The organism is Lysinibacillus canaveralius, assembly GCF_047301505.1.
In the GTDB taxonomy this organism is placed as follows: domain Bacteria; phylum Bacillota; class Bacilli; order Bacillales_A; family Planococcaceae; genus Lysinibacillus_B.
Genome location: NZ_CP154840.1, coordinates 901,570 through 925,109, shown reverse-complemented (window position 1 = coordinate 925,109; position 23,540 = coordinate 901,570). Strand labels below are relative to the sequence as shown.

Here is a 23,540-nt window from a genome sequence, read left to right as displayed (position 1 = left end):
TTGTAGCGTTCTCCCTTCATATTTGAGTATACCGCGTCAATCAGTCGGCGGTATGAGGCATCCTTTTCGGTCCTGCCTACAGTACAATCGTTCCATCAATATTTGTAAATAGCTGAGATTTAGCTTCCTGACGGTCCATTGCAGTAATGACGGTCGCATTTTTTGCACTGACGATCAGCGCTGCCTGGTCGAGCAACACCAATGGTTGTTTCACACCTTTGTCCCTAGCTTCCATTACTTTGCTTGTGACGTGCTGCCATTCATCTTTTGAAATCTCAATATTCCGCTCCTGCATCCGTTCAGAAGCATGTCTGCTAATCTTTAACTCTTGCTGCTTTGCCTCCTGTAAGTGCTCTAAAAACGATGTTTTAGACTGTGTTTCTTTCACAGGCTGCTTTGGCGTTAATGTAGGATGAAACGGAACATGCTGAATAGTAATTTTATTCATCACTCATTCCTCCTTTATTTGCCAGCTACTACTTCAAATTGATCCTTCGTCAAACGTGAGCCATTGTTTAAAATGTATTCGATAACTCCGCCGCTATTAGTTGTAATTGCTTCTATAATTGCTTGTATAGATTCGTCCGCTGATTGATATGCAACAGTTTTTCCAATTAGCTGGCTTGCCTGAGCAAATGGATTCTCTGCTGCTTCACTAGGTGGATTGACTTCCTTATCTCCTAAAATGGAAGAAATGTTACCTGTTTCAATTTCTTTTCCACTATCTAATACGAATAAAGGAGCCCCATCTTTGAATTTCACCTCAACTATTGTTCCGGTTCCTTCGTTAACAATCGGTTTTCCGGCCTCATCTAACTTGTCAGTAACTTCATGCCATTTTACTTCTTTTCCAACAAATGCTGTATAGGCCATTAATTGCGTTTGCTTTTGAGAATCAAGCAAAGCCTCCATTGCTTTGGTCATATTTTGCATCTGCTCTAAAGAAGAAAACTGCGCCATTTGAGAGATAAACTCCCGGTCATCCATCGGATTTGTCGGGTCCTGATTTTGCAGCTGGGTAATTAGAATCTGCAGAAATGCATCCTTTCCTAAAGTACTGTTATCAGATGCTGTTGTATACTTATACTTAGATGTATTTAAGTAATAATCGTTTGTTATGCCGTTTGTATTTGCTGCCATCATTACACCTCCTCATTAAAAACTTGTTCTGCCAAGAATTCATCAAATGATTGCTGTTCTTCATCCTCATTTTTCTTTTCTTCCTGCTCTTCCTGCTGCTGGCGGAAGAAGTTGCTAAAGAAGTTTTGATCTCGGCTGCGTTCTGCATCCTGCAGGGACTGCGCTACATCAATACGATCCATTTGGATGTTTTGTGCTGCAAAGGCAGTTTTCAGTTGTTGAAGGTTTGAATCAAGTAATTCTTTGCCTGAAGAAGTTGTTGCTAGCAGGCGTGCCTGCATCATGCCATCTTTTTGCATAACTTCAATCCTAATTTGTCCAAGGTTTTCAGGGAACAGCTTCAATACTAGACGCATTGTTCCTTGGTTGTTTGACAACTGGCTGCGGTTGATCAAATTTTGAATTTCTTTTGCCAGTGCTTCTGATTGTGCCGGCCGCTCTGCTGGAAGTGTTACCGTCACCGTTTTCGTCGTCACGGAAGTATTATGATGCTGGCCTTGAACTTGTGTTACATCTGTCTCCTGTTTTGCCTGTGTTTGGCTGGCTGACGCTTGCTGCACTACTTGCTGAAAGACAATCGGCTTTGCTGTCTCCTGTTGAGGCTGTTGTGGTTGAAGCTGAGCAACAAGTGATTGTAGTGCATTTTTCGTCTCATTTAATTGAAACTCCTGCTGATAGACCGTATCTGCCTTCATGCCGATCATTTGTGCCAATTTCAGAAATTCAGCAACTTTAGCTGCGTCTTTAGGTGGTACCTGACTGCTTTCCCCCTGCAAGATTGATGTTATTTGTGCAAGCAGCGCTGGTGCCTGTTCGAGCATCGCCCATACATCCTCAAGAGGCATTTCCTCTTTTAGCAATTGCTGTACAATAGATTCCAGCTGTTCCGGCGTCATCTCTAACATGGCTGCTAAATTTTCAAGGTCCATCATTTCATTAATTGGGAGCATTTGACCTTCCAAATTAATAAGCAGCATGCTCTCATCGTATTCAATCCCAAGCTGGTCAAATACATCTTTTAATGTAGGAGCCTCTGCCAGTTCGACAACTTCAGCTGCTACTTCTTCAACAGGTGCTGCCTGCTCTTTAGTATTCGTTGTTTCTTTCGGAGCAGCTTCCACTTTCTCTGTTGATACCGTTTCATTAAGCACCTTGTCAAAGGATTGGGAATCCTTTACTTGGCTAGCCGTAGATTGTGCTGGTTTTGCTATTGGCGTACGAGGTTGTGCCATCTGCAATAGTCCAATATCCATTTTCTATTTCACCTCCTTTTACTGCTGTGATAGTAGCTCTGTATAGCGGGCTGCGTCCGCCGGGCTCATCTTTGCAAAGATGGCCGCCAGTGTATCAGATTTCATACTCGACATAATGCGCAGCGCTTCTGCATCGCTCATTTCCGTTAAAATTGGGGCTGCAGTTTTTGCAGACATATTTTCGAACGTTTTTAAAATCTCCTGGAATTCAAGCTGGCTTTCCTCCTGAGCACGCTTTAGCTGCTCAATCTCATACAGAAGTCGCTCCTGCTCGGTCTGAAGCTCTTCATTAGTCGTAGTTGTCGAGTCGATTTCTTCTTGCAGCTTTTCTATTTCAGCTTCTTTTTCTTGAATCTCTGCTTGTAACTTGACGACTTTTTCTTCACTTAATGAAGCATTTTCGGTTTCTCCTTCTTCTGAGGAAATGAATGGTATTTTCTCTTTTAACCCGTCAGCCATTTTAAATACATTTGTATCCGTAAATGTAGCAATAATCAGTAAGATTGCTAGTGTAAATACGAGTGGGATAAGGAACCAGAAAAATAGTTTTTGAAAAAAGCCAGGGCTATTCTGCTCTTCTTCCACCTCTTGTAATTTCTCGACGTCGTTCTTCGCCATGACATCACCTAATTTCTCTCTTGTTATACGTAAGAGAAGAAATCTCATCTAAAAGAATTGCTTCTAAACGAAGCTGTTCTTCCTTATAAGTTTCGAAATCTTTTTCTCTCATTTTTTCAAATTTACGTACTTCCAAGTTTTTTTCTAATAATTTTTGTTCTTGCCAATTCATTTTGGTACGTGCTTGCACCACTTTTTTCTGAACATCTTCTATTGTTTTTTCCATGCTATCGATAAATCGCGCATAATGACTGATCTCATCAATGGATGACCCCGTAACAAGACGTTCCTGCTGAAATGCTATCAAATCTTCCTTTTTCTTTAATAATTCATAAAGTTTCGTAGCAATCTCTTCAAAGGAGCGCACAGCCTCCTTATAGGCAATTTCCGTCTCATTTTTTTCTTGTTCACGGACGTTTAAAATGTTTTCGAAACGGTAAATATATTGTGTCATGTATTTGCTCCACCATTCGACAACGCGATTATTTCATTGACTGTCTGCTCTAACGACACTTTATCCATAAAGCCTTGCTTTAAAAACCTTGTAATCAACGGCTCGTAATGAATTGCCTCATCAATTTCCTTGGAAGTGCCTCGCTTATAGGCTCCAATATTAATTAAGTCCTCGGATTTCGAATACGTATAGTACAGCTCGCGCAAACGTGATGCTGCAGCTACATGCTCAGGGGCAGTTATATGATTCATGAGACGACTTACACTCTTTAAAACATTGATGGCAGGATATTGCCCTTTGTTCGCCAATACCCGGTCAAGAACGATATGGCCATCCAAAATTCCCCGTACAGCATCGGCAATCGGCTCATTCATGTCATCACCATCTACTAGCACCGTGTAAAATGCAGTAATTGTACCGTGAAGATTTGTTCCTGTTCGCTCAAGCAATGTTGGCAGAATAGCAAATACTGAGGGCGTATATCCCCGTGTTGCAGGTGGCTCACCGACAGCAAGTCCCACTTCACGCTGCGCCATGGCTACTCGAGTAACGGAGTCCATCATCAGCATGACATTCAGCCCTCTGTCTCTAAAATATTCAGCAATAGCTGTTGCTGTAAATGCTGCTTTAATACGCATAAGAGCAGGTTGGTCACTTGTTGCAGCAACGACGATAGAACGGCTCAAACCCTCAGGGCCAAGGTCACGTTCTATAAATTCCCGCACCTCACGTCCACGCTCTCCCACTAACGCAATGACATTAAGATCAGCCTTCGTATTACGTGCAATCATTCCAAGCAGCGTACTCTTACCTACACCTGAGCCGGCAAAAATACCGACACGCTGTCCGCTGCCAACTGTCAGCATTCCGTCTATTGCCTTGACCCCAACCTCCAGACGTTCTGTAATAGGTGGTCGCGTCATTGGGTTAGGAGGTTCTTTTTCTGTCGGTACGGATACAAGACCCCTCGGCAAGGAATAGCCATCATAAGGCTCCCCCATCGAATTGAGTACTTTACCAATCAGTTCCGGACCAACTTTTACCTCAAGTGGTTTACCTGTTCCTTCTACTAGGCACCCAATTGAAATTTCCCGTAAAGAAGAGTACGGCATGAGCACCACAATTTCATCCTTAAAGCCCACTACTTCCGCTAAAATAATTTGATGACCGTTCGCCGGCGAATTCACGTGGATTTTACATACGTCACCAATGGAACTATCTGGTCCCTGGGACTCTATCATCAAGCCGACAACCCGTGTCACTTTACCAAACTTTTTGAGTGTCGGTATATCTGGAATATGTTCGATTAATTGGGCCGCTCGCATGCGATCATTCCTTACTATCTAAAATTTCCCGAAGCTTTAGTCGAAGTTCATTTAATTGTATATCGACAGAAACAACGATACGCCCATGGCTCGTTTCAATATAACTTTCTGCCTCTGCCAGATCTTCATTAACAAAAATAAGGAAAGGCACATCCGGCGGGAACATTTCCGCCAGTTCGTCTCGATTTTTAGAAACTATTCCATAGTATTCAGGAGAGACATAAATTTTAATTTCCTTCATTTCCCGTGCTTCTTTCAGTGCACGTTTAACAATTGAAACAAATGTTTCTTCTTCTCGATCAAGCACCGTATTCACAATTCTTTCCGCAGATGTCATGCTAAGCTCAAGAATGACTGCCTCTTGGGAATCAATGTATTTCTGTGCATTGACCTGTGCATTAGTCATAATTTCATTTGCCGCCTGAAGGGTCTGCTGCATATCTGCATTAGCTTTTTGTACGCCTTCTTCATACCCTTGAGCAAAGCCTTCCTCATATGCCTGCTGTTGCAACGCCAACTTCTCTTCTTCCCACATTTGCTTCGATTGTTCAATCATCTGCATCTCATGCTGTATAGACTGCTCAATTTGCTGTTTCTCCATCTCAAGCTGCTGTCTTGCTTCCGCCAGCAGCTGATCACGCTCCGCAAGGATTTCCTCACGTGTAATTTCAGGTACTTTTTCGATCTGCTCTAGATCATTCATAGAATGCGGTTGAAAAAACTGAAATGGCTGGATTTTAATTTCTTTATCATTTGTCTGCTTTGCCTCGGTTTTCCGGATAATTCTAGACAATGACGTCATCTCCTCCGCCACGTGCAATGATAATTTCTCCAGCATCCTCTAATCGGCGGATTACCGCTACTATACGGGATTGTGCTTCCTCTACATCCCGCAGTCGAACCGGTCCCATTATTTCCATCTCTTCGCGGAATGTTTCAGCCATACGCTGTGACATATTGCGGAAAATAATTTCCTTTACTTCCTCGCTTGAAACCTTCATAGAAAGTAGCAGGTCTTCATTTTCACAATCGCGGATTACACGTTGAATTGAACGATTATCCAGCGTAACAATATCTTCGAATACAAACATGCGCTTTTTGATTTCTTCCGCCAGCTCCGGATCCTGAATTTCCAGTGCATCCAAAATTGTTTTCTCTGTCTGTCTGTCTACTCCGTTCAGTACTTCCACAACCGCATCGACACCACCCGTTTCCGTGTAATCCTGCGTTACTGTCGAAGAAAGCTTGCGCTCTAGAACAGACTCAATTTCGCTGATAACTTCTGGTGAGGTTGAATCCATTACAGCAATCCTTTTTGCGATATCCGCCTGTACCTCCTGAGGCAGAGAGGATAAAATAATTCCCGCCTGGCCAGGCTCTAAATAAGATAAAATGAGCGCAATTGTTTGAGGATGCTCATTTTGGATAAAGTTAAAGATTTGAGACGGGTCTGCCTTGCGTGCAAAGTCAAACGGGCGCACCTGTAAGGAAGATGTCAAACGGTTTAGGATAGCCTGTGCTTGATCTGCGCCCAGTGCCTTTTCTAAAACCGTTTTTGCATACCCGATCCCGCCTTGTGTAATATAATCTTGAGCTAATGCTATATTGTGAAACTCTTCAATAATATTCTCTTTTACATTAGATTCCACTTTTTTCACGCCTGAGATTTCAAGCGTTAAGCGCTCAATTTCTTCTTCGCTTAAATGTTTATAAACAGAAGCCGAAACTTCTGGCCCTAGAGAAATCAACAACAAAGCGGCCTTTTGCTTTCCTGATAACTCCTTGTCTTTCTTAGACACTGCCGAACCTCCCATTACTCTTCAGCAATCCAGCTACGCAGCAGCTTTGCAAAATCTTCTGGCTTGTCCTTTGCCATTTTTTCAAGCTGTTTACGGCGCACAGTCGCTTCAGTCTCTTTTTCTTCTGAGATATCTTCTACCTCTATTAATTCCTGCTGCTGCTCCATAATACTTAGCTCTTCTTCTTCACGCTTACGCTTTCTTGAACGCAGGATGAAGAATACAAGTAAACCAATGGCAGCTAATAGAATACCGCCAACTACCCATGCCCACCATGGAATAACTGACTCAGGCTCCGTTTCTGTTACGGCTTTACCATAGAATGGCTGAACAGAGACAACTACTTTATCACTTATTTCTTCTTCCGTTAAATCACCAGCTGCCTCTTTATCTAGCGTCGTACGAACGATAGTTGATAGAATTTGTTCAATATCTTCCTGAACTGCTGTATCTAATGAAGTCGGATCAGTAGCATCAGGTGGCTCTACCATCACTTGAATACCTAGATTGCGAATTTTATAAGGGCTTTCCTGGATTTCACGACGAATGCGGTTCACATCATTATTGATTGTTTCCTCTACTCGTTCATAATCTCCATCTCCTGTTGTCCCCTCTTGGTAATCTGTGAAGTTATCAGTCACATTTTCCGCTTCCGGTACACCAGCCGCTGCAGCACCGCTTCCTGTATATGTCTCGGTAATACGCTGTGCACTGATAGCAATTCCCTCAACATTTTCTTCATCAACCGGCTGTACTAAGTTTTCTTCCCGATTTTCCTGTTTAAAATCAATATCCGTTGTAACGGAAACAATGACTTTATCTTGTCCCATCATCGTACCAAGCATATCTTGCACTTGACGTTGAATATCTCGTTCCACTGTTTTTTTGACAGCCATCTGCCCTTCGGCGGTTGTTGTTGAACCACTGTCGTTTTGTGCGGTATTCAAATCGTAATACTCTGCATACTGATTGGAAATCTCAATATTCTCTGTACTTAAGTTTGGAATGCTTTTTGCTACAAGGTTATATAATGTCTGGATTTGTTCATTTGTAAACTTATGGCCCGGCTCTGTATTTAAAATGATCGCCACGCTTGATTCAGAAGTAGGATCTTGAATAAAAATTCCTTCCTCCGGCATCGAAATCATTACTTTTGCATCCTTGACGCCTTCGATCTGCTTAATTAGGTTAGCAAGCTCTGTTTGTGTTGCTGCTAACTTGATTACATTAAATTCATTATCCGTCATACCAAACCCGGCATTTTCCGTAAAGAAGGAATTACTGATAGCCCCCGTCTCTGGGTAGCCTTGAGAAGCAAGAGATACCTTTAACTGATCTACTTGTTCTTCCGGCACTAATATAGTAGTTCCTCCATTTGCCAGCTCATATGCCGTTCCCTGTGCTGTCAATACATCTGCAATTTGTCCTGCCTCAGTAGTAGATAGACCCGTAAACAATTGAGCCATCGTTGTTCTAGTAGAGAAGTAGGTAAGTGTTGCCGCTATTGCAATAATTGCTACGATTGTACCGATAATCGCACCTTTTTGATTTCTTGTACGACTCGACCAAAATTTTGTCGAATCCGTTTTTACTTTTGTTAATCGTTCATTCATTATGAATCCTCCGGTTATAGTGAATGCTCCAACAATTTATGATTCGCTTTCACCTTTGGATTATACAGACATTCTCATAATCTCTTGGTAGGCTTCTATCACCTTATTACGAACTTCCATTGTTGCATTTAATGTAACACTTGCTTTTTGAGAAGCAATCATCACTTCATGTAATTCAACGTCTCCGCCGTTAATCAATTTTTCCGTCATCGTATCTGACTGGATTTGCTGAGCATTCACATTCGCTATTGCATCCTTCAGTGTAGTTGCGAATGTTTGCTGTGCTTCTGAAGATGTAACGGGTATCGAGACTTTTGTTGCTTCATTCACCATTGGCGGTGTCATCATTGAGACAGAGTTAATTGCCATTTCCTATCCTCCTAAATCTTATCCTTTACCGATTTCCAGCGCTTTTGTTAACATTGCTTTATTTGCATTAAACATTGTGATATTTGCTTCGTAAGATCGTGAAGCTGAAATAAGGTCAACCATTTCTGTCAATAAATCTACATTGGAGGTTTGTACATATCCCTCTGCATTCGCATCTGGATGAGTTGGATCATATACAAGCTTAAATGGAGTTTCTGTATTTTCTTTGATTTCTCTCACTTTTACTCCGTTACCAACCGCTTCTTTTGAGGAATTGCCCATCGCCACATTGAGAAAGCTGTTGAAGCGGCCGTCTTGCTGCTCTGCCAATACAACCGATTTTTTGCGATAAGGCTCCCACTCGCCATTTACCTGACGAGCACGAGTCGTGTCGACATTTGCAATGTTGGAAGAAATAACATCCATTCGAAGTCTCTGCGTAGTTAATGCAGAAGCTGTCGTATTCATACTATGGAAGATTGTCAACGTTATTTCCCTCCTTTTATAACATTATTCAGCGAACTCAATTTCCCGCCTACACGATCTATGAGTGCATTGTAATAAATTTGATTTTCTGCCAGGCTTGCCTGTTCAGCATCCATATTCACTCCGTTACCATTTGGGCGTGCGCGGAAATTGTCATAGCTGTATAAACCCGGTGTTGACTGCCCAATTTCAAAATTATAGTGCCGAGCGTCTGTTTTATAAGAAGCAAGCGGCTCCTTTTGAACATTCTCAAAGATTTGTTTGAAGCTTACTTCTTTTGCCTTATAATTCGGCGTATCTACATTCGCTATATTTTGTGCGATCGCCTTATTTTTTAATGTTGCATAAGAAAGCCCTTTTTCTAAACTGCTAATTGTCCCACCAAACAAGTCCAAAACTTTCACCTCAATAATAATAAACTGAATATTTTCACATGAAATCTTATCCAACTTAACCAATAAACCAATTGTAATGAAGTTGTAATATGTTGTCTATTGACTTTTGTCGCTATTTGGTAGGACATTTAACCTATTTTTCTTCACAATTCATTCATATTCGACAAATACCCTCTAGTTTCTCTGTCATTAATGCCCTGGTTAAACTCCTATACATTCGACTCATTAAGATACGAAAGGCATATTAAGAAAGAATTACCAAAGTGTTATTTTTTGCCTCCATTATTTTACTGGCATCATATTTAAAAAGCAATATAAAAACGCAGATAAAGTCGATCCGTGACTTTATCTGCGCTTCCTACACAAGAAAACCCTTATTTCATCTTGATTTCAGCTAATGCAGCTAGGAACTTATCATTCAATACTTTGATGTAAGTACCTTTCATGCCTAAAGAACGAGACTCGATTACACCCGCAGACTCTAGTTTACGAAGAGCATTTACGATAACAGAACGCGTAATACCGACACGGTCTGCGATTTTTGAAGCTACCAGTAGGCCTTCATTACCATCAAGTTCTTCAAAAATATGCTCAATCGCCTCTAGTTCTGAGTAAGATAAGGAATTGATGGCCATTTGAACAACAGCTTTTGAACGAGCTTCTTCCTCAATTTCCTCAGCTTTTTCGCGCAGGATTTCCATCCCTACTACTGTAGCACCATACTCAGCAAGAATTAAATCATCATCCTCGAACTGGTCATTGATGCGAGCTAAAATTAATGTACCTAGACGCTCACCGCCGCCAATGATCGGTACGATTGTTGTTAAACCTGATGCAAATAAATCTTTATTTTCTACAGGAAATGCTGTGTATTCGCTTTCGATGTCAATATTCGGCGAAGTTTCTGTAATGCTGAACAGGCTTTGTGTATAACCTTCTGGGAACTGGCGCTCTTCAAACATTTTTTTCATACGCTCATTTTCGATTTGCTGGTGGATTGATATACCTAATAATTTCCCTTTACGGCTGACGATAAAGACATTGCTATCAATAATGTCCCCTAATGTGTCTGCCATTTCCTTAAAGTTTACCGGCTTACCTGCAGACGCCTGAAGCATCGCATTAATTTTACGAGTTTTTGTTAATAAATTCATTATATGTGTCCTCCTACTTTTACTAAACGATCAATTCACTAAATATTCTAAAGGTTTTTACAATTTAAAGAAACTAATTCGACTTTTTATAAAATAAATTGTGACAAATCTTTGTTTTTTACTATATCTCCAAGTTTCTGATCTATATAACTTGGTGTTATCTCGATATGGGCCGGGGCAATTTCAGAGGCTTCAAAAGATAATTCTTCCAACAGCCGTTCTAAAATTGTATGCAGGCGCCGCGCTCCAATATTGTCTGTTTCTTGATTCACTTCTGTTGCAATCTCCGCAATTCGTTCAATTGCTTCATCCGTAAAATCAATCGTAACGCCTTCTGTCTCTAATAATGATTTATACTGCAGAATTAAAGATTGATCCGGTTCTTGTAAAATCCGTACAAAGTCTTCCTTTGTTAATTTCTCAAGCTCTACCCGGATTGGGAAGCGTCCTTGAAGCTCGGGAATCAGATCGCTCGGTTTTGATACATGGAATGCACCTGCAGCAATAAATAACATGTAATCAGTTTTTACCGTACCGTATTTTGTTGTCACAGTTGACCCTTCCACAATTGGAAGAATGTCTCGCTGTACGCCTTCTCGTGAAACTTCAGCAGATGTGGAACCTTTGCTGGCAATTTTATCAATTTCATCAATGAAAATAATCCCAGCCTGTTCCGCACGCATAATCGCTTCCTGAGCAAGCTCATCAGCATCAATGAGCTTATTTGCTTCTTCTAATGTAAGAAGGCGGCGAGCATCTTTTACTTTCACTTTACGCTTTTTCGTCTTTTTCGGCATTAAGCTTGAAAGCATATCCTGCATGCCTGCATTATGTTCCATACCCGGCATCATATCAAACATGGACGGAGCCTGCTCTGTTACTTCAATTGTCACCCATTGTTCCTCAAGCTTTCCTGCTTTTAAATCCTCCGCTATCTGCGCACGTCGTGAACGAACTTCCGCCTCTTCCTGAGGCGAGCTTTGCTGCTGCTCTTCCTGCTGACCTCCAAACAACATCGCAAAAGGATTTTGCGGCATTTTTGACTTGGACTTTGACGGTACAAGAAGTTTTACTAACGCATCGTTGGCCATTTTTTCTGCCTGTTCCTGTACAGCCTCTGTCATCTCTTCTTTTACTAAACGGCGAGATGCTTCCACTAAATCACGAACCATTGACTCTACGTCCCTGCCGACATAGCCGACTTCTGTAAACTTCGTTGCCTCTACCTTTATAAACGGTGCATTTGTCAGCTTAGCAATACGGCGGGCAATTTCTGTTTTCCCTACTCCTGTAGGCCCAATCATCAAAATATTTTTCGGAATGATTTCCGTCTTCATTTCTTCTGATAATAACGATCGGCGGTAACGGTTACGCAGGGCAATAGCTACCGCTCGCTTAGCTTCATTTTGACCTACTATATGACGATTTAAACTTTCCGTAATTTGTCTTGGCGTCAGATTTGCATTTTTCATTATAGCGCCTCCACGATAATATTATGGTTTGTATAAACACAAATATCAGCGGCTGTTTTTAAGGCAGCCTCTGCAATTTCTTTCGCAGACAAATGCTCCCCAGCATGTATTTTTAATGCACGGCCTGCCGAAAGGGCATAATTCCCGCCTGAACCAATAGCCAGAATTCCATCGTCCGGTTCGATGACTTCCCCAGTACCGGAGACTAACAATAGCGTATTTTCATCCATGACCAATAACATCGCCTCTAGCTGGCGGAGCATCTTATCGCCACGCCACTGCTTTGCTACTTCTACAGATGCACGCATAAGATTCCCGTTGTACTCATTCAGCTTAGCTTCAAACATCTCAAAAAGTGTAAAAGCATCTGCTACAGAGCCAGCAAAACCAGCTAAAACCTTCCCATTAAACAGACGTCTGACCTTTCTAGCCGTGTGTTTCATTACCACTGCATTGCCCAAAGTTACTTGACCATCGCCAGCCATTGCACAACTTCCGTTATGATGAATAGCAAAAATCGTTGTTGCATGAATTTGTCCCATGTATGTTCCTCCTTCAATTAAGCCCTTGGATGAGTATTCATATAAGTATTGCGAAGATGCTCTTTTGTAACATGCGTATACACTTGTGTAGAGGCAAGATGTGCATGTCCTAGCAATTCCTGAACCGTACGCAGATCAGCGCCATTATTCAACAAATGCGTAGCAAATGTGTGGCGCAGCATATGCGGATAAATTTTTGAATGAAGCGAAGCATCCTCCATCATCTCGCTTAAAATATGACGTACCCCACGGGCTGTAAGTTCTCCGCCCCGCATATTCACAAATAAACGTTGATGATCTTTATTTTTCATCAGCTTCGGTCGTACTTCATCCATATAACGTTTTAATGCATTATGGGCATACTGGCCAAATGGCACAATTCTTTCTTTCCGCCCCTTACCCATTACCCTTAGAATGGAATAGGCAAAATCAATTTGATTTACTTCAATCGATATACATTCACTTACACGAATCCCTGTTGCATATAACAATTCCAAAATCGCCATATTACGAATTGATTTCTCATCTTCGCCACTAGAAGCTGCAAATAGCTGCTGCAATTCCTCCTCATAAAAAAAGCTCGGAAGCCTTTCCTCTTTTTTAGGATGATATAGTGAGCGAAATGGTGCATCATCTAAATCAACTTCACGGTTTAAGTAGCGGAAAAACGACCTGATGGATGAAATCTTTCTTGAAATCGATGTTCTTGCCATATTTTCTTCATAAAGCGTTGTTACGTACAGTCTCGCATGGAGATACTCTACATCTGTTAAACAATATACGCCTTCTTGTTCAAGAAAATGTAAAAACTGCTTAATATCTGCTTCGTACTCACGCACTGTATGTATGGAAAAGTTTTTTTCTAGCTGTACGTATTTAATAAAACTCGTTAATGCTTCTGTCGGATTATTCAACATGGTCCTACCTCCAAAGCTATCGTTTGGTAGTATTTGAACAGGCTTATATCAGTTATGTAACTATTAATAAAAAAACATACATCCTGACACTATACCCATCCATCAAAATGTGCAAGAGAAATATGCGTAATATATTAAAATTTCCATGTTTCATTCACAATTTGATGATTCTTTTTCCAATTTAAAGCAATTCAGTCGTTCAGACATAGGAAAAAGCCTCTCAAATTATAACAACTTCAAGAGGCCTTTTGCAATTATATCGTTTGTGAATTCACAAAATTTCGAATTTTATCCAAAGCACGTCCAGCATGACGTTCTGCACGTTCTACTTTTGACTTAATTCTTTCTCCTAAATCTGGGAATAAACCAAAGTTTACATTCATCGGCTGGAAGTTTTTCGAGTCAGCTTCTGTAATATAGCGTGCCATTGATCCTAGCGCTGTCTCATGCGGGAATCGTAATAGCTCTTCGCCTTTCGCTAAGCGTGCTGCATTAATGCCTGCGATCAATCCGCTGCCAGCTGATTCTACATAACCTTCTACACCTGTCATTTGACCAGCAAAGAAAATGTTTGGATTTGAGCGCAGCTGATATGTGCTGTTCAATACGCGCGGCGAGTTAATAAATGTATTACGGTGCATTACACCATAACGGACGATCTCAAGATTTTCAAGCCCTGGTATCATAGAAAATACACGTTTTTGTTCTGGCCATTTCAAATGGGTTTGGAACCCTACAATATTATAAAGTGTTCCTGCTGCATCATCTTGTCGCAGCTGAACAACTGCATATGGACGTTTGTCTGTTTTTGGATCTTCAAGTCCCACAGGCTTCATTGGTCCAAACAGCATTGTCTTCTCTCCGCGTGCTGCCATTACTTCAATCGGCATACAGCCTTCAAAGTATTTTTCCTTTTCGAACTCTTTCAAAGGTGCACACTCTGCTGTGATCAATGCTTCACGGAATGCATCAAACTCTTCCTTTGTCATCGGACAATTCAAATAAGCAGCCTCGCCTTTATCATAACGAGATTTCAAATAGACTTTATCCATGTTAATGCTATCTTTTTCAAGGATTGGTGCAGCGGCATCATAAAAGTATAAATACTCTTCACCAGTTAGTTCTTTAACTTTGTTTGCTAATGCTTCCGATGTTAACGGCCCTGTAGCAACAACAGTAATACCTTCTGGAATCTCTGTTACCTCTTCATGAATCACTTCCACTAGAGGATGGTTTTTCACCGCTTCTGTTACATAGCCAGCGAATTCATGACGGTCTACTGCTAGTGCTCCACCAGCAGGTACCGAACATTTATCGGCTGCTTTCATAATCACTGAATCTAAAATGCGCATTTCCTCTTTTATAACCCCTACTGCATTCGTCAGGTTATTAGCACGAAGCGAGTTAGAGCAAACAAGCTCCGCAAATTTATCCGTGTGATGAGCAGGTGTCTGCTTTACAGGTCGCATTTCATAAAGTCGTACCTTTACGCCACGTTTGGCGATTTGCCATGCGGCCTCGCTCCCTGCAAGGCCGGCACCGATTACATTTACAATTTGTTCTGTCATTTCTTTACCTCTTTATTCTGATGGTGTCTCTTCATAGTCACAATCACTGTTTGTACACTGGATTTGAACACCTTTTTTCAACTTCTTCTCTACTAATAATGCACTACATTTCGGACAAGGTCTACTAATCGGCTTATCCCATGAGACGAATTCACAATCCGGGTAACGATCACATCCATAAAAGACGCGTTTCGTTTTGCTTTTCCGTTCTACTATTTCGCCTTCTTTACAAGATGGACACTTAACGCCTATCGGTTTAACAATTGCCTTTGTATTACGGCAGTCCGGGAAATTAGAGCAGGCCATGAACTTACCGTAACGGCCTAGCTTGAAGACCATCGGCGAGCCGCAGTTTTCACAATCTTCGCCTGCCGGTTCATCCTTAATCTCAATTTTTTCCATCTCTTCTTCCGCGTGCTTTAAGTGTGGCTCAAAATCTTTATAAAAAGCATCAATGACCTCTACCCATTTTGTTACGCCTTCTTCGACGCCATCCAGATCTTGCTCCATTTGAGCTGTAAATTCGATATTAATGATTTCAGGGAAAAACTCAAGCATCGCCTGATGAACGATTTCTCCTAACTCCGTCGGTACAAAACGTTTCGCATCCAGCTGCACATAGCCGCGCTTTTGAATTGTATCAAGCGTCGGTGCGTATGTGGACGGACGGCCTATTCCGAGTTCTTCGAGTGTCTTAACAAGACGCGCCTCTGAATAGCGTGGCGGCGGCTGTGTGAAGTGCTGTTTCGGTTCAATATTCACTGTTTTAACCTGATCGCCTATTTCCATTTCCGGCAGTAATTTTGTTGCTTCTTCTGTTTGGTCATCCGTTCCCTCAATGTAAAGCTTCATAAACCCTGGAAACTTCACTTGAGATCCATTGGCACGGAACTGAACATCATTATTTTTCAGGTCCACTGTTACTGTATCTAAAATAGCAGGTGACATCTGGCTTGCGACGAAGCGGTCCCAGATCAAACGGTATAAACGCAGCTGGTCACGACTAAGTACTGTCTTTAATTCCTCGGGGCTGCGCATAACGCTTGTCGGACGGATCGCTTCATGGGCATCTTGGGCATTCGCTTGCTTTTTCGCTTGCTTTGCTTCACCTACAACATACTCTTTGCCGTATTTTCCTTCGATATAGCTGACTGCTTCTGCCTTTGCTGTATCAGAAATACGTGTTGAGTCTGTACGCATGTAGGTGATTAAACCAACTGTACCTTCTTTTTTTCCGATATCGATCCCTTCGTACAGCTGCTGTGCAAGCATCATTGTTTTCTTTGCACGGAAGTTCAGCTTTCGTGCCGCCTCTTGTTGAAGGGAAGATGTAGTAAAAGCAGGCGCTGCATTTCGTTTGCGCTCTCTTTTTACAACATTCGTTACTTCGAATGCGTCACCTTTCAATTGGGACAGAACAGCCTTCACTTCTGCTTCATTTGTTAATTTTACTTTCTCATCTCCTGTACCATAGAACAGGGCATCAAATTGTTTTTTGCCTTTTTCAAAAAGACCTTCAATTGACCAGTATTCTTCCGGTATGAAGCTTTTGATTTCGTTTTCACGGTCAATAATCAACCGAAGTGCCACTGATTGCACACGTCCAGCTGATAAGCCCTTCTTCACCTTTTTCCATAAAATCGGGCTAATATTGTAGCCCACAAGGCGGTCTAAAATACGTCTCGCCTGCTGGGCATCTACTAAATCCATATCGATTGGGCGGGGATGCTTAAAGCTTTCCAAAATAGCATCCTTTGTAATTTCATTGAACACTACACGGCAATCCGATTCTATATCAATATTTAAAGCATTTGCAAGATGCCATGCAATTGCTTCCCCTTCACGGTCGGGGTCGGATGCAAGATAGATTTTTTTTGCTTTTTTTGCCGCTGTTTTTAATTCCTGAAGTACTGGGCCTTTCCCGCGAATCGTTATATATTTAGGTTCATAATTATTTTCCGTATCAATGCCTGTTTGACTGCGCGGTAAATCACGCACATGGCCAATCGATGCTTTCACTTTATATTTTTTTCCTAAATAACGTTCGATTGTTTTCGCCTTTGCAGGTGATTCCACTATTACTAAATAATCTGCCATTATTCTTTCCCCCTTATAGAGGTTACTCGTTGTTTTTACAAAGCAATTCCTGTTGCAAAATGTATAACAGATTTACATAGAATGCAACTTTTTTTCAATTTTTCATTTGAAACATTTGTAATTCCTCGATGATTTGATACCCGTTCCACACAGGAATCGCCCCATCTTTAATTAAATTATTCGTTCCACTCGAATGGGGTGATGTGATCGGCCCTGGCACGGCAAATACGTCCTTTCCTTGCTCGAGTGCAAGCTCGGTTGTAATGATCGTACCGCTACGCATTGCTGCCTCCGTAACAACCAATGCAGCTGATAAACCACTGATAATCCGGTTACGCATTGGGAAGTGATGTTTTCTCGGCCCAATATGCGGCGGGTATTCTGAGACTAATAAGTGGTGCTGTGCCATATATCCAGCAAGCTCCTCATTGGACTTTGGATAAATTGTCTGCAAGCCATGACCCAAAACAGCAATGGTATGTCCACCATAATGGATGGCAGAGCGATGTGCAAGTGTATCGGCACCCTTCGCAAGTCCACTGACAATTACATACCCATCAGCAATAAGCGGAGGCATAAGCTGTGTGAGGGCCTCAACAGAATACTGTGTAGCCTGTCTTGAACCGATACATGCAATTTTTTTCTTGGATGTTAGTAAGCTGCGATTTCCTTTAGCATATAAAATAACCGGTGCATCAGATAGCTGTAATAATTCTTTTGGATAGTCGGCACTTGTATAGGGAATTGGTTCGATTTCAAGCGAGGCATAATATTTTCCTAAATCCTTTTCCTGCCATAAGGAATAAGTCCTTTTCAATGCCAGCGCTTTTGTCATTCCAATATTCAGTATATGTGCCAGATCTGAGGCTGATAGCCATTTCAATTCGTCGATTGAACGGGCTTCATGTAATAATATGTGCAGTTTATTCAATGTAAGTGGATAAGTATGATGAAGTGCTAATAAAAGCTGTAGGTTTGTCATTTTATCGCTCCTTTATAATAGAAGAAAAAATGACTGTACAACAAAAGATGTAGCACGAACCCCCATCCGTGCTACATCTCCATTTTAATGTGTCTTACATTTTTCGTATAGACCTTTTTCCTTGATCACCTTGATTAATGTTTCACCAATGACAGATGGTGTCGGTGCTACTTCAATACCTGCTTCATTCATTGCCTTAATTTTATCGGCTGCTGTTCCTTTTCCACCTGAAATGATAGCGCCTGCATGTCCCATACGCTTACCTGGAGGGGCTGTTTGTCCGCCGATAAAGCCTACAACAGGTTTTGTCATATTTGCTTTTATCCATTCAGCCGCTTCTTCCTCAGCTGTACCACCGATTTCTCCAATCATCACGACCGCATAAGTTTCCGGGTCTTCATTGAATGCTTTTAATACATCGATGAAATTCGTACCGTTTACAGGGTCTCCGCCAATCCCGACAGCTGTCGTCTGTCCGATGCCTTCTTGTGTCAATTGATGAACTGCTTCATAAGTCAATGTTCCAGAACGCGAAACAACACCTACGTGACCTTTTGTATGGATGTAACCAGGCATGATGCCAATTTTACACTCATCCGCTGTTATAACCCCAGGACAGTTTGGACCGACCAGACGTGTCTTTTTCCCTTCCATATAACGCTTTACCTTTACCATATCCAAAACTGGAATATGTTCCGTGATACAGATCGTCATATCCAGCTCAGCATCTACCGCCTCCATAATTGCATCTGCTGCAAATGGAGCTGATACATAGATAACAGAAACGTTGGCACCTGTTGCGTCTACTGCTTCCTGCACGCTATTAAAGACAGGTACTCCCTCTACTTCCATTCCGCCTTTACCAGGAGTTACCCCTGCTACGATTTTCGTACCATATTCAAGCATTTGTTTTGTATGGAAAAGCGCTGTTTCACCTGTAATACCTTGAACGATTACTTTTGTATCTTTGTTAATATATACACTCATTGATATCCCCTGCCTCCCTTAGCCTACAAGTCCTACGATTTTTTGGGCGCCATCAGCCATTGAATCCGCTGCAACGATATTCAAGCCTGATTCGTTCAGTAACTGTTTACCTAGATCAACATTTGTTCCTTCTAGACGTACAACAAGCGGCACTTTAAGTCCCACTTCTTTTGCGGCTGTAATAACCCCTTCCGCAATGATGTCGCATTTCATAATTCCGCCGAAAATATTAACGAAAATACCTTTCACTTTCGGATCTGACAGAATGATTTTAAATGCTTCTGTTACTTTTTCTGCTGTCGCGCCGCCCCCAACATCCAGGAAGTTGGCAGGTGATCCGCCGTAATAGCTGATTGTATCCATTGTTGCCATCGCCAATCCTGCACCATTTACCATGCAGCCGATGTTACCATCAAGGGAAATATAGCTTAAATCATATTTTGAAGCTTCAATCTCTTTTGGATCTTCTTCATCGAAGTCACGTAACTCTACAATATCTTTATGGCGATATAGGGCATTGCTGTCAAAGTTAAACTTTGCATCAAGCGCTACTACCTCATCATCGCCTGTGACAACAAGCGGGTTGATTTCAACGATTGATGCATCCTTTTCAATAAACGCATCATAAAGTCCAAGCATCAATTTTGCCGCTTTGTTAACCAGCTTTGTAGGGATATTCATGTTGAATGCCATACGGCGTGCTTGGAAAGGCAGAAGACCTGTTACTGGATCCACAACTTCCTTGAAGATCTTTTCAGGATTCGTTTCGGCCACTTCCTCTATATCCATACCGCCTTCTTCCGAGCCCATTAATGTGACACGCGAAGTTGCACGGTCTAATACAAAACTTAAATAATATTCTTTTTGAATATCCGATCCCTCTTCAATGTAAAGACGCTTTACTTCTTTACCTTCTGGACCCGTTTGGTGCGTTACTAAAATTTTACCAAGCAGCTCCTTTGCATAAGAGCGTACTTCATCAAGGTTTTTTGCAATCTTGACACCGCCTGCCTTACCGCGACCCCCCGCATGGATTTGCGCTTTCACAACAGTAACGTTGCTACCAAGCTCCTTTGCGACTTTCACAGCTTCATCCGGAGAAAAAGCAACTTTCCCGTTTGGCACTGCCACCCCATAGCTTCTTAAGATTTCTTTCCCTTGATATTCATGGATATTCATAATACATCCTCCCATCAGACAATTGGAAATATTTTTGCACTATAATCTATTTTATACAAACATTCAGACAATGTCTATCTTTGTCTTTTATGCGAAATTTTCAGTCTTTTTGGACCTATTATTCTATTTTATTCGCAATGTACAAAAAAAGCCGAGTAAGTGCTATCACTTACCCGGCTCATTTCGACGTTTTAATTCCCCATGCCTTTTATCTAAATGGTAAATAAAAGCAAATACCTCCGCTACGGCTTGATACAATTCCTCAGGTATGGACTCGTTTAAATCCAGCTGTCCCAATAGTTGGACAAGATTTTGATCCTCATGAACGGGCACATTATGGAGGGTAGCCTGCTCCAGAATATTTTCGGCAATTTTCCCCTTTCCTTTGGCTACTACTGTCGGACCGTTAGAAGAGAGTGGATTATAAGAGAGCGCAATTGCTTCTTTTCGTACAAATTTCTTGTCGCTCATACGCGAATATCCACCCCGTTCCATTGCTCAGTAGTCTTTTTTGAATTTTGTGTGGCTTTTTCAGGATCTTTTCTTTCAAGTGATTTGATGAAAACCCCTGAAAGCTGGTATTCCTTGTCACTTAGCCCGCCTTTTAATGACTGCTTGAGCGGTTCTGCCAACATGCTGAGCTGCGGATCATCATTGAATACAGTAATCGTGACCACTCTGTTCTGGACCTGCATATCAATAACCGTCTCATGTAGAGATTCCATATTTAAATAGAATAAGATGCGGGCAAAATTCGCATCAATTTTCCCGTCTTTTCCCATACGTCCGTTCCATTGTAGTGTTGCATCCATCTGTCTGCCGAAAAATTCAAGCGGTAGTTGCATAATAAGCTGATGCTGATGGCCATTTTCCCCTGAAAGCAGCTGCATCCCATTCATCCGTGCCATTAATAACTCAGCTGATTCACGTAATGCAGGGGGCAGCTGTGCATCTTGCAGCAGAGAAAGCAATTGCGGCTTAACAGATTGAGCAAGTGAATGAACATCACTAGCCTTACTGTTTAATGCAGCCTCATAGCTGATGCCAAGCCCTTTTAAAACCGTTTTTATTGCTTGTTCCGCCATCCTGCCATCCACAGCATTACGTACAATTGCTTCTGCCTCGGTTAAGAGCGATTGAATGGCTGGCTGTGATGATTCGGCACTTGAACGTACAAGGTTTCTCATCACCGTATCATGGGTAGCATCCGGCTTCAGGAGAGATAAAAGCTGATTTTTGACTGTCAGACCGCTGTCATTTTGTGTAAACAGGCGGTTATCATTATTCATAGAAAAAGCTTTGAGCAGCTGATCCTGGAGCTGGCGGGCAAATACCTCTATTGTCTGTTTTGTCTGTGGAAGCTGTGTAAATCGTTCTACCATTTGATTCAACTGATTTTTTTGTTCCGCCGTCAATAACTTTTCATTTTGCAGGAAGTTGCGCACCTGTTGAATGATCTGAGTACTGTCTTCTGGCTTAGCTGTCATGATTTGTCCAATCAGCTGTCCCGCTTGCCCTGGCTGTAACGATAAAGACGGACTTGTCGTCTGTGCCAGCTGGGATTGCCAATTAGTCATAGAAGCGGTTTGAGGAATCACACCCGCTTCTTTCAAGAGCATCAAAGCTTGTTGGCGATTCGTCGCAGAGGCTGAAGTATCTGTTAGTGTCTGGACAGCACGCGCCAGTATAACACCTCCCGTTTCATTATCAAGCGGCTTAGCAATTGTTTGCAATTGTGTCAATAAGCTTGTTTTAAGTTCGGTGTTAAGGTTCGTTTCATTCGTTAACTGACTTATGAAGTTTTGAAGCGCCGTGTTCATGCCAGTCGTTTTCGCTCCTTGGACAAGTGCCTGAAACACATCGTTTGTAAATGGCATCTTTAACTCCACCATACGCTGCATCGCGCTGAGAGCATCTTGCTTTGTAACTCCTTGCGGCAGTGCCTTCATCCAAGCTTCAGCTTGCAGAAGCTGCTCACGTGTTATCGGCATCTGTGTTTTTAGGAAATGCCCCATTACTTGCTGCATTTCTTTTGTCTGAGGCAGATTCATTGATTGCAGCAGCTGTGCCATCTGCTGTTGTGTACCCATTGCCTGAGGCATCGGACCGGTCACTACCTTCAGCTCTGTCTGGGCCCCTGTACTGGCTACTTGGAAAAAGTGTGCATCTCCAGCCGTCAGCGGTACCTCCAGTTTGGCAATTAGTTTGTGTCCACCCACTTGAATCTCTGCCATTTGATCCGGGTACAACTGCTTTATTGTTCCATGGAATACTTGTCCTTCCCGCAGTGTTAGAGCTTGATTTGTTTGCAGCGTCTGCTGTTGCGGTTGGATAGGATTAAATGATGTAGATGTCAACCTATTCACCCCTTTATCATCGATTTAATAGGTTCAAAACTCTTTCTATGGTGTTTCGTCGGCCCAAACTGTTCAAGCGCTTCTAGGTGCTGTTTTGTGCCATATCCAGCGTGCTGTTGAAAGCCATACTGCGGATACTGTTCATGCAGCTGCTCCATATACTCATCCCGCGCTGTTTTCGCTAAAATGGATGCAGCAGCAATTGCCAGACTTTTTGCATCTCCCTTAACAATGGAATGCTGTGGTAACTGAATGGGCAAGATCATGGCATCCACCAGGACAACTGCAGGCTGTACGGCAAGCCCGGCAACACTTGCAGCCATTGACTGCTTCGTCGCCTCATAAATATTTAATTCGTCAATCTTTTCAGCCGGCTGAAAATGGATATGATAGCAAACAGCATGTTCTTTGATACGTGCTGCATAATTTTCACGTAGTTCCTTTGATAATTGCTTTGAATCATTAATGCCGATAAGTGCTTCACAGAAATTCGGCAAGACGACAGCAGCTGTTACAACGGGCCCCGCTAGTGGTCCCCGCCCCGCTTCATCTACCCCTGCCGCAAATGCATCAGCATGTGGCAGGAATGACATATCGAATTGACATTTCTCTTTATGAGCAACAGTCATCTGCTGCCTTTTAGCCAACCGCTTCTCAAAAGATCCCCAAGCCTTCTGCACCCCTGCTCGTGTATCTTGTTTAATTTCTTCCATCCAAGGTTCAATATATTCTGCACTCTTTAATGCAGCTGTAATTTCTTTAATCGTTTTCATTTCTATACTCCTTGCCTATTCTATGTTATATATCGGCATGTATTTTTTTATTATAAAAGA

24 protein-coding genes are annotated in these 23,540 nt (G+C 42.0%); all 24 read right to left on the bottom strand.

Annotated elements, in window-relative coordinates; genetic code table 11:
• Nucleotides 1-76: 76 nt before the first annotated feature.
• Nucleotides 77-448 carry a TIGR02530 family flagellar biosynthesis protein gene (locus tag AA0Y26_RS04535; protein ID WP_413365502.1) on the bottom strand — a complete coding sequence of 124 codons (372 nt, stop codon included), beginning with the start codon at nt 446-448 and terminating at the stop codon, nt 77-79.
• A gap of 14 nt (nt 449-462) precedes the next feature.
• The gene (gene flgD / locus AA0Y26_RS04530; RefSeq protein WP_413365501.1) at nt 463-1,143 is read right to left on the bottom strand and encodes a flagellar hook assembly protein FlgD; all 681 of its coding nucleotides are present in this window, start codon (nt 1,141-1,143) and stop codon (nt 463-465) included.
• Entirely contained in the window at nt 1,143-2,393 is a 1,251-nt protein-coding gene (locus tag AA0Y26_RS04525; protein ID WP_413365499.1) for a flagellar hook-length control protein FliK, read from the bottom strand. Before AA0Y26_RS04525 ends, flgD begins: the two co-directional genes overlap by 1 nt.
• An 18-nt stretch (nt 2,394-2,411) precedes the next feature.
• Nucleotides 2,412-3,059: a MotE family protein gene (locus tag AA0Y26_RS04520; RefSeq protein WP_413365497.1), complete on the bottom strand. Its 648-nt coding sequence runs from the start codon at nt 3,057-3,059 to the stop codon at nt 2,412-2,414.
• Complete coding sequence (gene fliJ, locus AA0Y26_RS04515) at nt 3,016-3,465, bottom strand: flagellar export protein FliJ (RefSeq protein ID WP_413365495.1); 450 nt, start codon at nt 3,463-3,465, stop codon at nt 3,016-3,018. Before fliJ ends, AA0Y26_RS04520 begins: the two co-directional genes overlap by 44 nt.
• A complete protein-coding gene (gene fliI / locus AA0Y26_RS04510) occupies nt 3,462-4,790 on the bottom strand; it encodes a flagellar protein export ATPase FliI (protein ID WP_413365493.1) in 1,329 nt (442 codons plus the stop codon). The genes fliJ and fliI overlap by 4 nt, the downstream gene beginning before the upstream one ends.
• A gap of 4 nt (nt 4,791-4,794) precedes the next feature.
• Entirely contained in the window at nt 4,795-5,592 is a 798-nt protein-coding gene (gene fliH, locus AA0Y26_RS04505; protein WP_413368047.1) for a flagellar assembly protein FliH, read from the bottom strand.
• Nucleotides 5,576-6,589 (bottom strand): flagellar motor switch protein FliG, encoded by a 1,014-nt coding sequence (fliG, locus tag AA0Y26_RS04500; RefSeq protein ID WP_413365492.1) that lies wholly within the window; start codon nt 6,587-6,589, stop codon nt 5,576-5,578. The genes fliH and fliG overlap by 17 nt, the downstream gene beginning before the upstream one ends.
• 14 nt (nt 6,590-6,603) lie before the next feature.
• A complete protein-coding gene (fliF, locus tag AA0Y26_RS04495; protein ID WP_413365490.1) occupies nt 6,604-8,202 on the bottom strand; it encodes a flagellar basal-body MS-ring/collar protein FliF in 1,599 nt (532 codons plus the stop codon).
• A gap of 60 nt (nt 8,203-8,262) precedes the next feature.
• Nucleotides 8,263-8,571, bottom strand: a complete 309-nt coding sequence (fliE, locus tag AA0Y26_RS04490) for a flagellar hook-basal body complex protein FliE (RefSeq protein ID WP_413365488.1) — start codon at nt 8,569-8,571, stop codon at nt 8,263-8,265.
• Nucleotides 8,572-8,589: 18 nt separating this feature from the next.
• The gene (gene flgC / locus AA0Y26_RS04485) at nt 8,590-9,057 is read right to left on the bottom strand and encodes a flagellar basal body rod protein FlgC (RefSeq protein ID WP_413365486.1); all 468 of its coding nucleotides are present in this window, start codon (nt 9,055-9,057) and stop codon (nt 8,590-8,592) included.
• 2 nt (nt 9,058-9,059) lie between these two features.
• Complete coding sequence (gene flgB / locus AA0Y26_RS04480) at nt 9,060-9,452, bottom strand: flagellar basal body rod protein FlgB (RefSeq protein WP_413368045.1); 393 nt, start codon at nt 9,450-9,452, stop codon at nt 9,060-9,062.
• A gap of 374 nt (nt 9,453-9,826) precedes the next feature.
• Nucleotides 9,827-10,606: a GTP-sensing pleiotropic transcriptional regulator CodY gene (codY, locus tag AA0Y26_RS04475; RefSeq protein WP_413365484.1), complete on the bottom strand. Its 780-nt coding sequence runs from the start codon at nt 10,604-10,606 to the stop codon at nt 9,827-9,829.
• Nucleotides 10,607-10,692: 86 nt separating this feature from the next.
• Nucleotides 10,693-12,078, bottom strand: a complete 1,386-nt coding sequence (hslU, locus tag AA0Y26_RS04470) for an ATP-dependent protease ATPase subunit HslU (RefSeq protein ID WP_413365482.1) — start codon at nt 12,076-12,078, stop codon at nt 10,693-10,695.
• On the bottom strand, nt 12,078-12,620 hold the full coding sequence (hslV, locus tag AA0Y26_RS04465; RefSeq protein ID WP_413365480.1) for an ATP-dependent protease subunit HslV: 543 nt from the start codon (nt 12,618-12,620) through the stop codon (nt 12,078-12,080). The genes hslU and hslV overlap by 1 nt, the downstream gene beginning before the upstream one ends.
• Nucleotides 12,621-12,637: 17 nt before the next feature.
• Nucleotides 12,638-13,537, bottom strand: a complete 900-nt coding sequence (xerC, locus tag AA0Y26_RS04460) for a tyrosine recombinase XerC (RefSeq protein WP_413365478.1) — start codon at nt 13,535-13,537, stop codon at nt 12,638-12,640.
• Between the two features lie 254 nt (nt 13,538-13,791).
• The gene (gene trmFO / locus AA0Y26_RS04455) at nt 13,792-15,105 is read right to left on the bottom strand and encodes an FADH(2)-oxidizing methylenetetrahydrofolate--tRNA-(uracil(54)-C(5))-methyltransferase TrmFO (RefSeq protein ID WP_413365476.1); all 1,314 of its coding nucleotides are present in this window, start codon (nt 15,103-15,105) and stop codon (nt 13,792-13,794) included.
• A gap of 12 nt (nt 15,106-15,117) precedes the next feature.
• The gene (gene topA / locus AA0Y26_RS04450) at nt 15,118-17,202 is read right to left on the bottom strand and encodes a type I DNA topoisomerase (RefSeq protein WP_413365474.1); all 2,085 of its coding nucleotides are present in this window, start codon (nt 17,200-17,202) and stop codon (nt 15,118-15,120) included.
• Nucleotides 17,203-17,296: 94 nt separating this feature from the next.
• Complete coding sequence (gene dprA / locus AA0Y26_RS04445; protein ID WP_413365473.1) at nt 17,297-18,184, bottom strand: DNA-processing protein DprA; 888 nt, start codon at nt 18,182-18,184, stop codon at nt 17,297-17,299.
• An 84-nt stretch (nt 18,185-18,268) separates the two neighbouring features.
• The gene (gene sucD, locus AA0Y26_RS04440; RefSeq protein WP_413365471.1) at nt 18,269-19,171 is read right to left on the bottom strand and encodes a succinate--CoA ligase subunit alpha; all 903 of its coding nucleotides are present in this window, start codon (nt 19,169-19,171) and stop codon (nt 18,269-18,271) included.
• A gap of 18 nt (nt 19,172-19,189) precedes the next feature.
• Nucleotides 19,190-20,350 (bottom strand): ADP-forming succinate--CoA ligase subunit beta, encoded by a 1,161-nt coding sequence (gene sucC, locus AA0Y26_RS04435; protein ID WP_413365470.1) that lies wholly within the window; start codon nt 20,348-20,350, stop codon nt 19,190-19,192.
• A 165-nt stretch (nt 20,351-20,515) separates the two neighbouring features.
• The gene (locus AA0Y26_RS04430; RefSeq protein ID WP_413365468.1) at nt 20,516-20,821 is read right to left on the bottom strand and encodes an EscU/YscU/HrcU family type III secretion system export apparatus switch protein; all 306 of its coding nucleotides are present in this window, start codon (nt 20,819-20,821) and stop codon (nt 20,516-20,518) included.
• Entirely contained in the window at nt 20,818-22,716 is a 1,899-nt protein-coding gene (locus AA0Y26_RS04425) for a hypothetical protein (protein WP_413365466.1), read from the bottom strand. Before AA0Y26_RS04425 ends, AA0Y26_RS04430 begins: the two co-directional genes overlap by 4 nt.
• On the bottom strand, nt 22,713-23,480 hold the full coding sequence (locus tag AA0Y26_RS04420) for a ribonuclease HII (protein ID WP_413365465.1): 768 nt from the start codon (nt 23,478-23,480) through the stop codon (nt 22,713-22,715). Before AA0Y26_RS04420 ends, AA0Y26_RS04425 begins: the two co-directional genes overlap by 4 nt.
• Between the last annotated feature and the right edge of the window lie 60 nt (nt 23,481-23,540).

Coding starts and splice junctions, on each gene's coding strand:
- AA0Y26_RS04535 (WP_413365502.1), bottom strand. CDS start 448: ATGAATAAAATTACTATTCAGCATGTTCCGTTTCATCCTACATTAACG.
- flgD (WP_413365501.1), bottom strand. CDS start 1,143: ATGATGGCAGCAAATACAAACGGCATAACAAACGATTATTACTTAAAT.
- AA0Y26_RS04525 (WP_413365499.1), bottom strand. CDS start 2,393: ATGGATATTGGACTATTGCAGATGGCACAACCTCGTACGCCAATAGCA.
- AA0Y26_RS04520 (WP_413365497.1), bottom strand. CDS start 3,059: ATGAGATTTCTTCTCTTACGTATAACAAGAGAGAAATTAGGTGATGTC.
- fliJ (WP_413365495.1), bottom strand. CDS start 3,465: ATGACACAATATATTTACCGTTTCGAAAACATTTTAAACGTCCGTGAA.
- fliI (WP_413365493.1), bottom strand. CDS start 4,790: ATGCGAGCGGCCCAATTAATCGAACATATTCCAGATATACCGACACTC.
- fliH (WP_413368047.1), bottom strand. CDS start 5,592: ATGACGTCATTGTCTAGAATTATCCGGAAAACCGAGGCAAAGCAGACA.
- fliF (WP_413365490.1), bottom strand. CDS start 8,202: ATGAATGAACGATTAACAAAAGTAAAAACGGATTCGACAAAATTTTGG.
- fliE (WP_413365488.1), bottom strand. CDS start 8,571: ATGGCAATTAACTCTGTCTCAATGATGACACCGCCAATGGTGAATGAA.
- codY (WP_413365484.1), bottom strand. CDS start 10,606: ATGAATTTATTAACAAAAACTCGTAAAATTAATGCGATGCTTCAGGCG.
- hslU (WP_413365482.1), bottom strand. CDS start 12,078: ATGAAAAATGCAAATCTGACGCCAAGACAAATTACGGAAAGTTTAAAT.
- hslV (WP_413365480.1), bottom strand. CDS start 12,620: ATGGGACAAATTCATGCAACAACGATTTTTGCTATTCATCATAACGGA.
- xerC (WP_413365478.1), bottom strand. CDS start 13,537: ATGTTGAATAATCCGACAGAAGCATTAACGAGTTTTATTAAATACGTA.
- trmFO (WP_413365476.1), bottom strand. CDS start 15,105: ATGACAGAACAAATTGTAAATGTAATCGGTGCCGGCCTTGCAGGGAGC.
- topA (WP_413365474.1), bottom strand. CDS start 17,202: ATGGCAGATTATTTAGTAATAGTGGAATCACCTGCAAAGGCGAAAACA.
- dprA (WP_413365473.1), bottom strand. CDS start 18,184: ATGACAAACCTACAGCTTTTATTAGCACTTCATCATACTTATCCACTT.
- sucD (WP_413365471.1), bottom strand. CDS start 19,171: ATGAGTGTATATATTAACAAAGATACAAAAGTAATCGTTCAAGGTATT.
- sucC (WP_413365470.1), bottom strand. CDS start 20,350: ATGAATATCCATGAATATCAAGGGAAAGAAATCTTAAGAAGCTATGGG.
- AA0Y26_RS04430 (WP_413365468.1), bottom strand. CDS start 20,821: ATGAGCGACAAGAAATTTGTACGAAAAGAAGCAATTGCGCTCTCTTAT.
- AA0Y26_RS04420 (WP_413365465.1), bottom strand. CDS start 23,480: ATGAAAACGATTAAAGAAATTACAGCTGCATTAAAGAGTGCAGAATAT.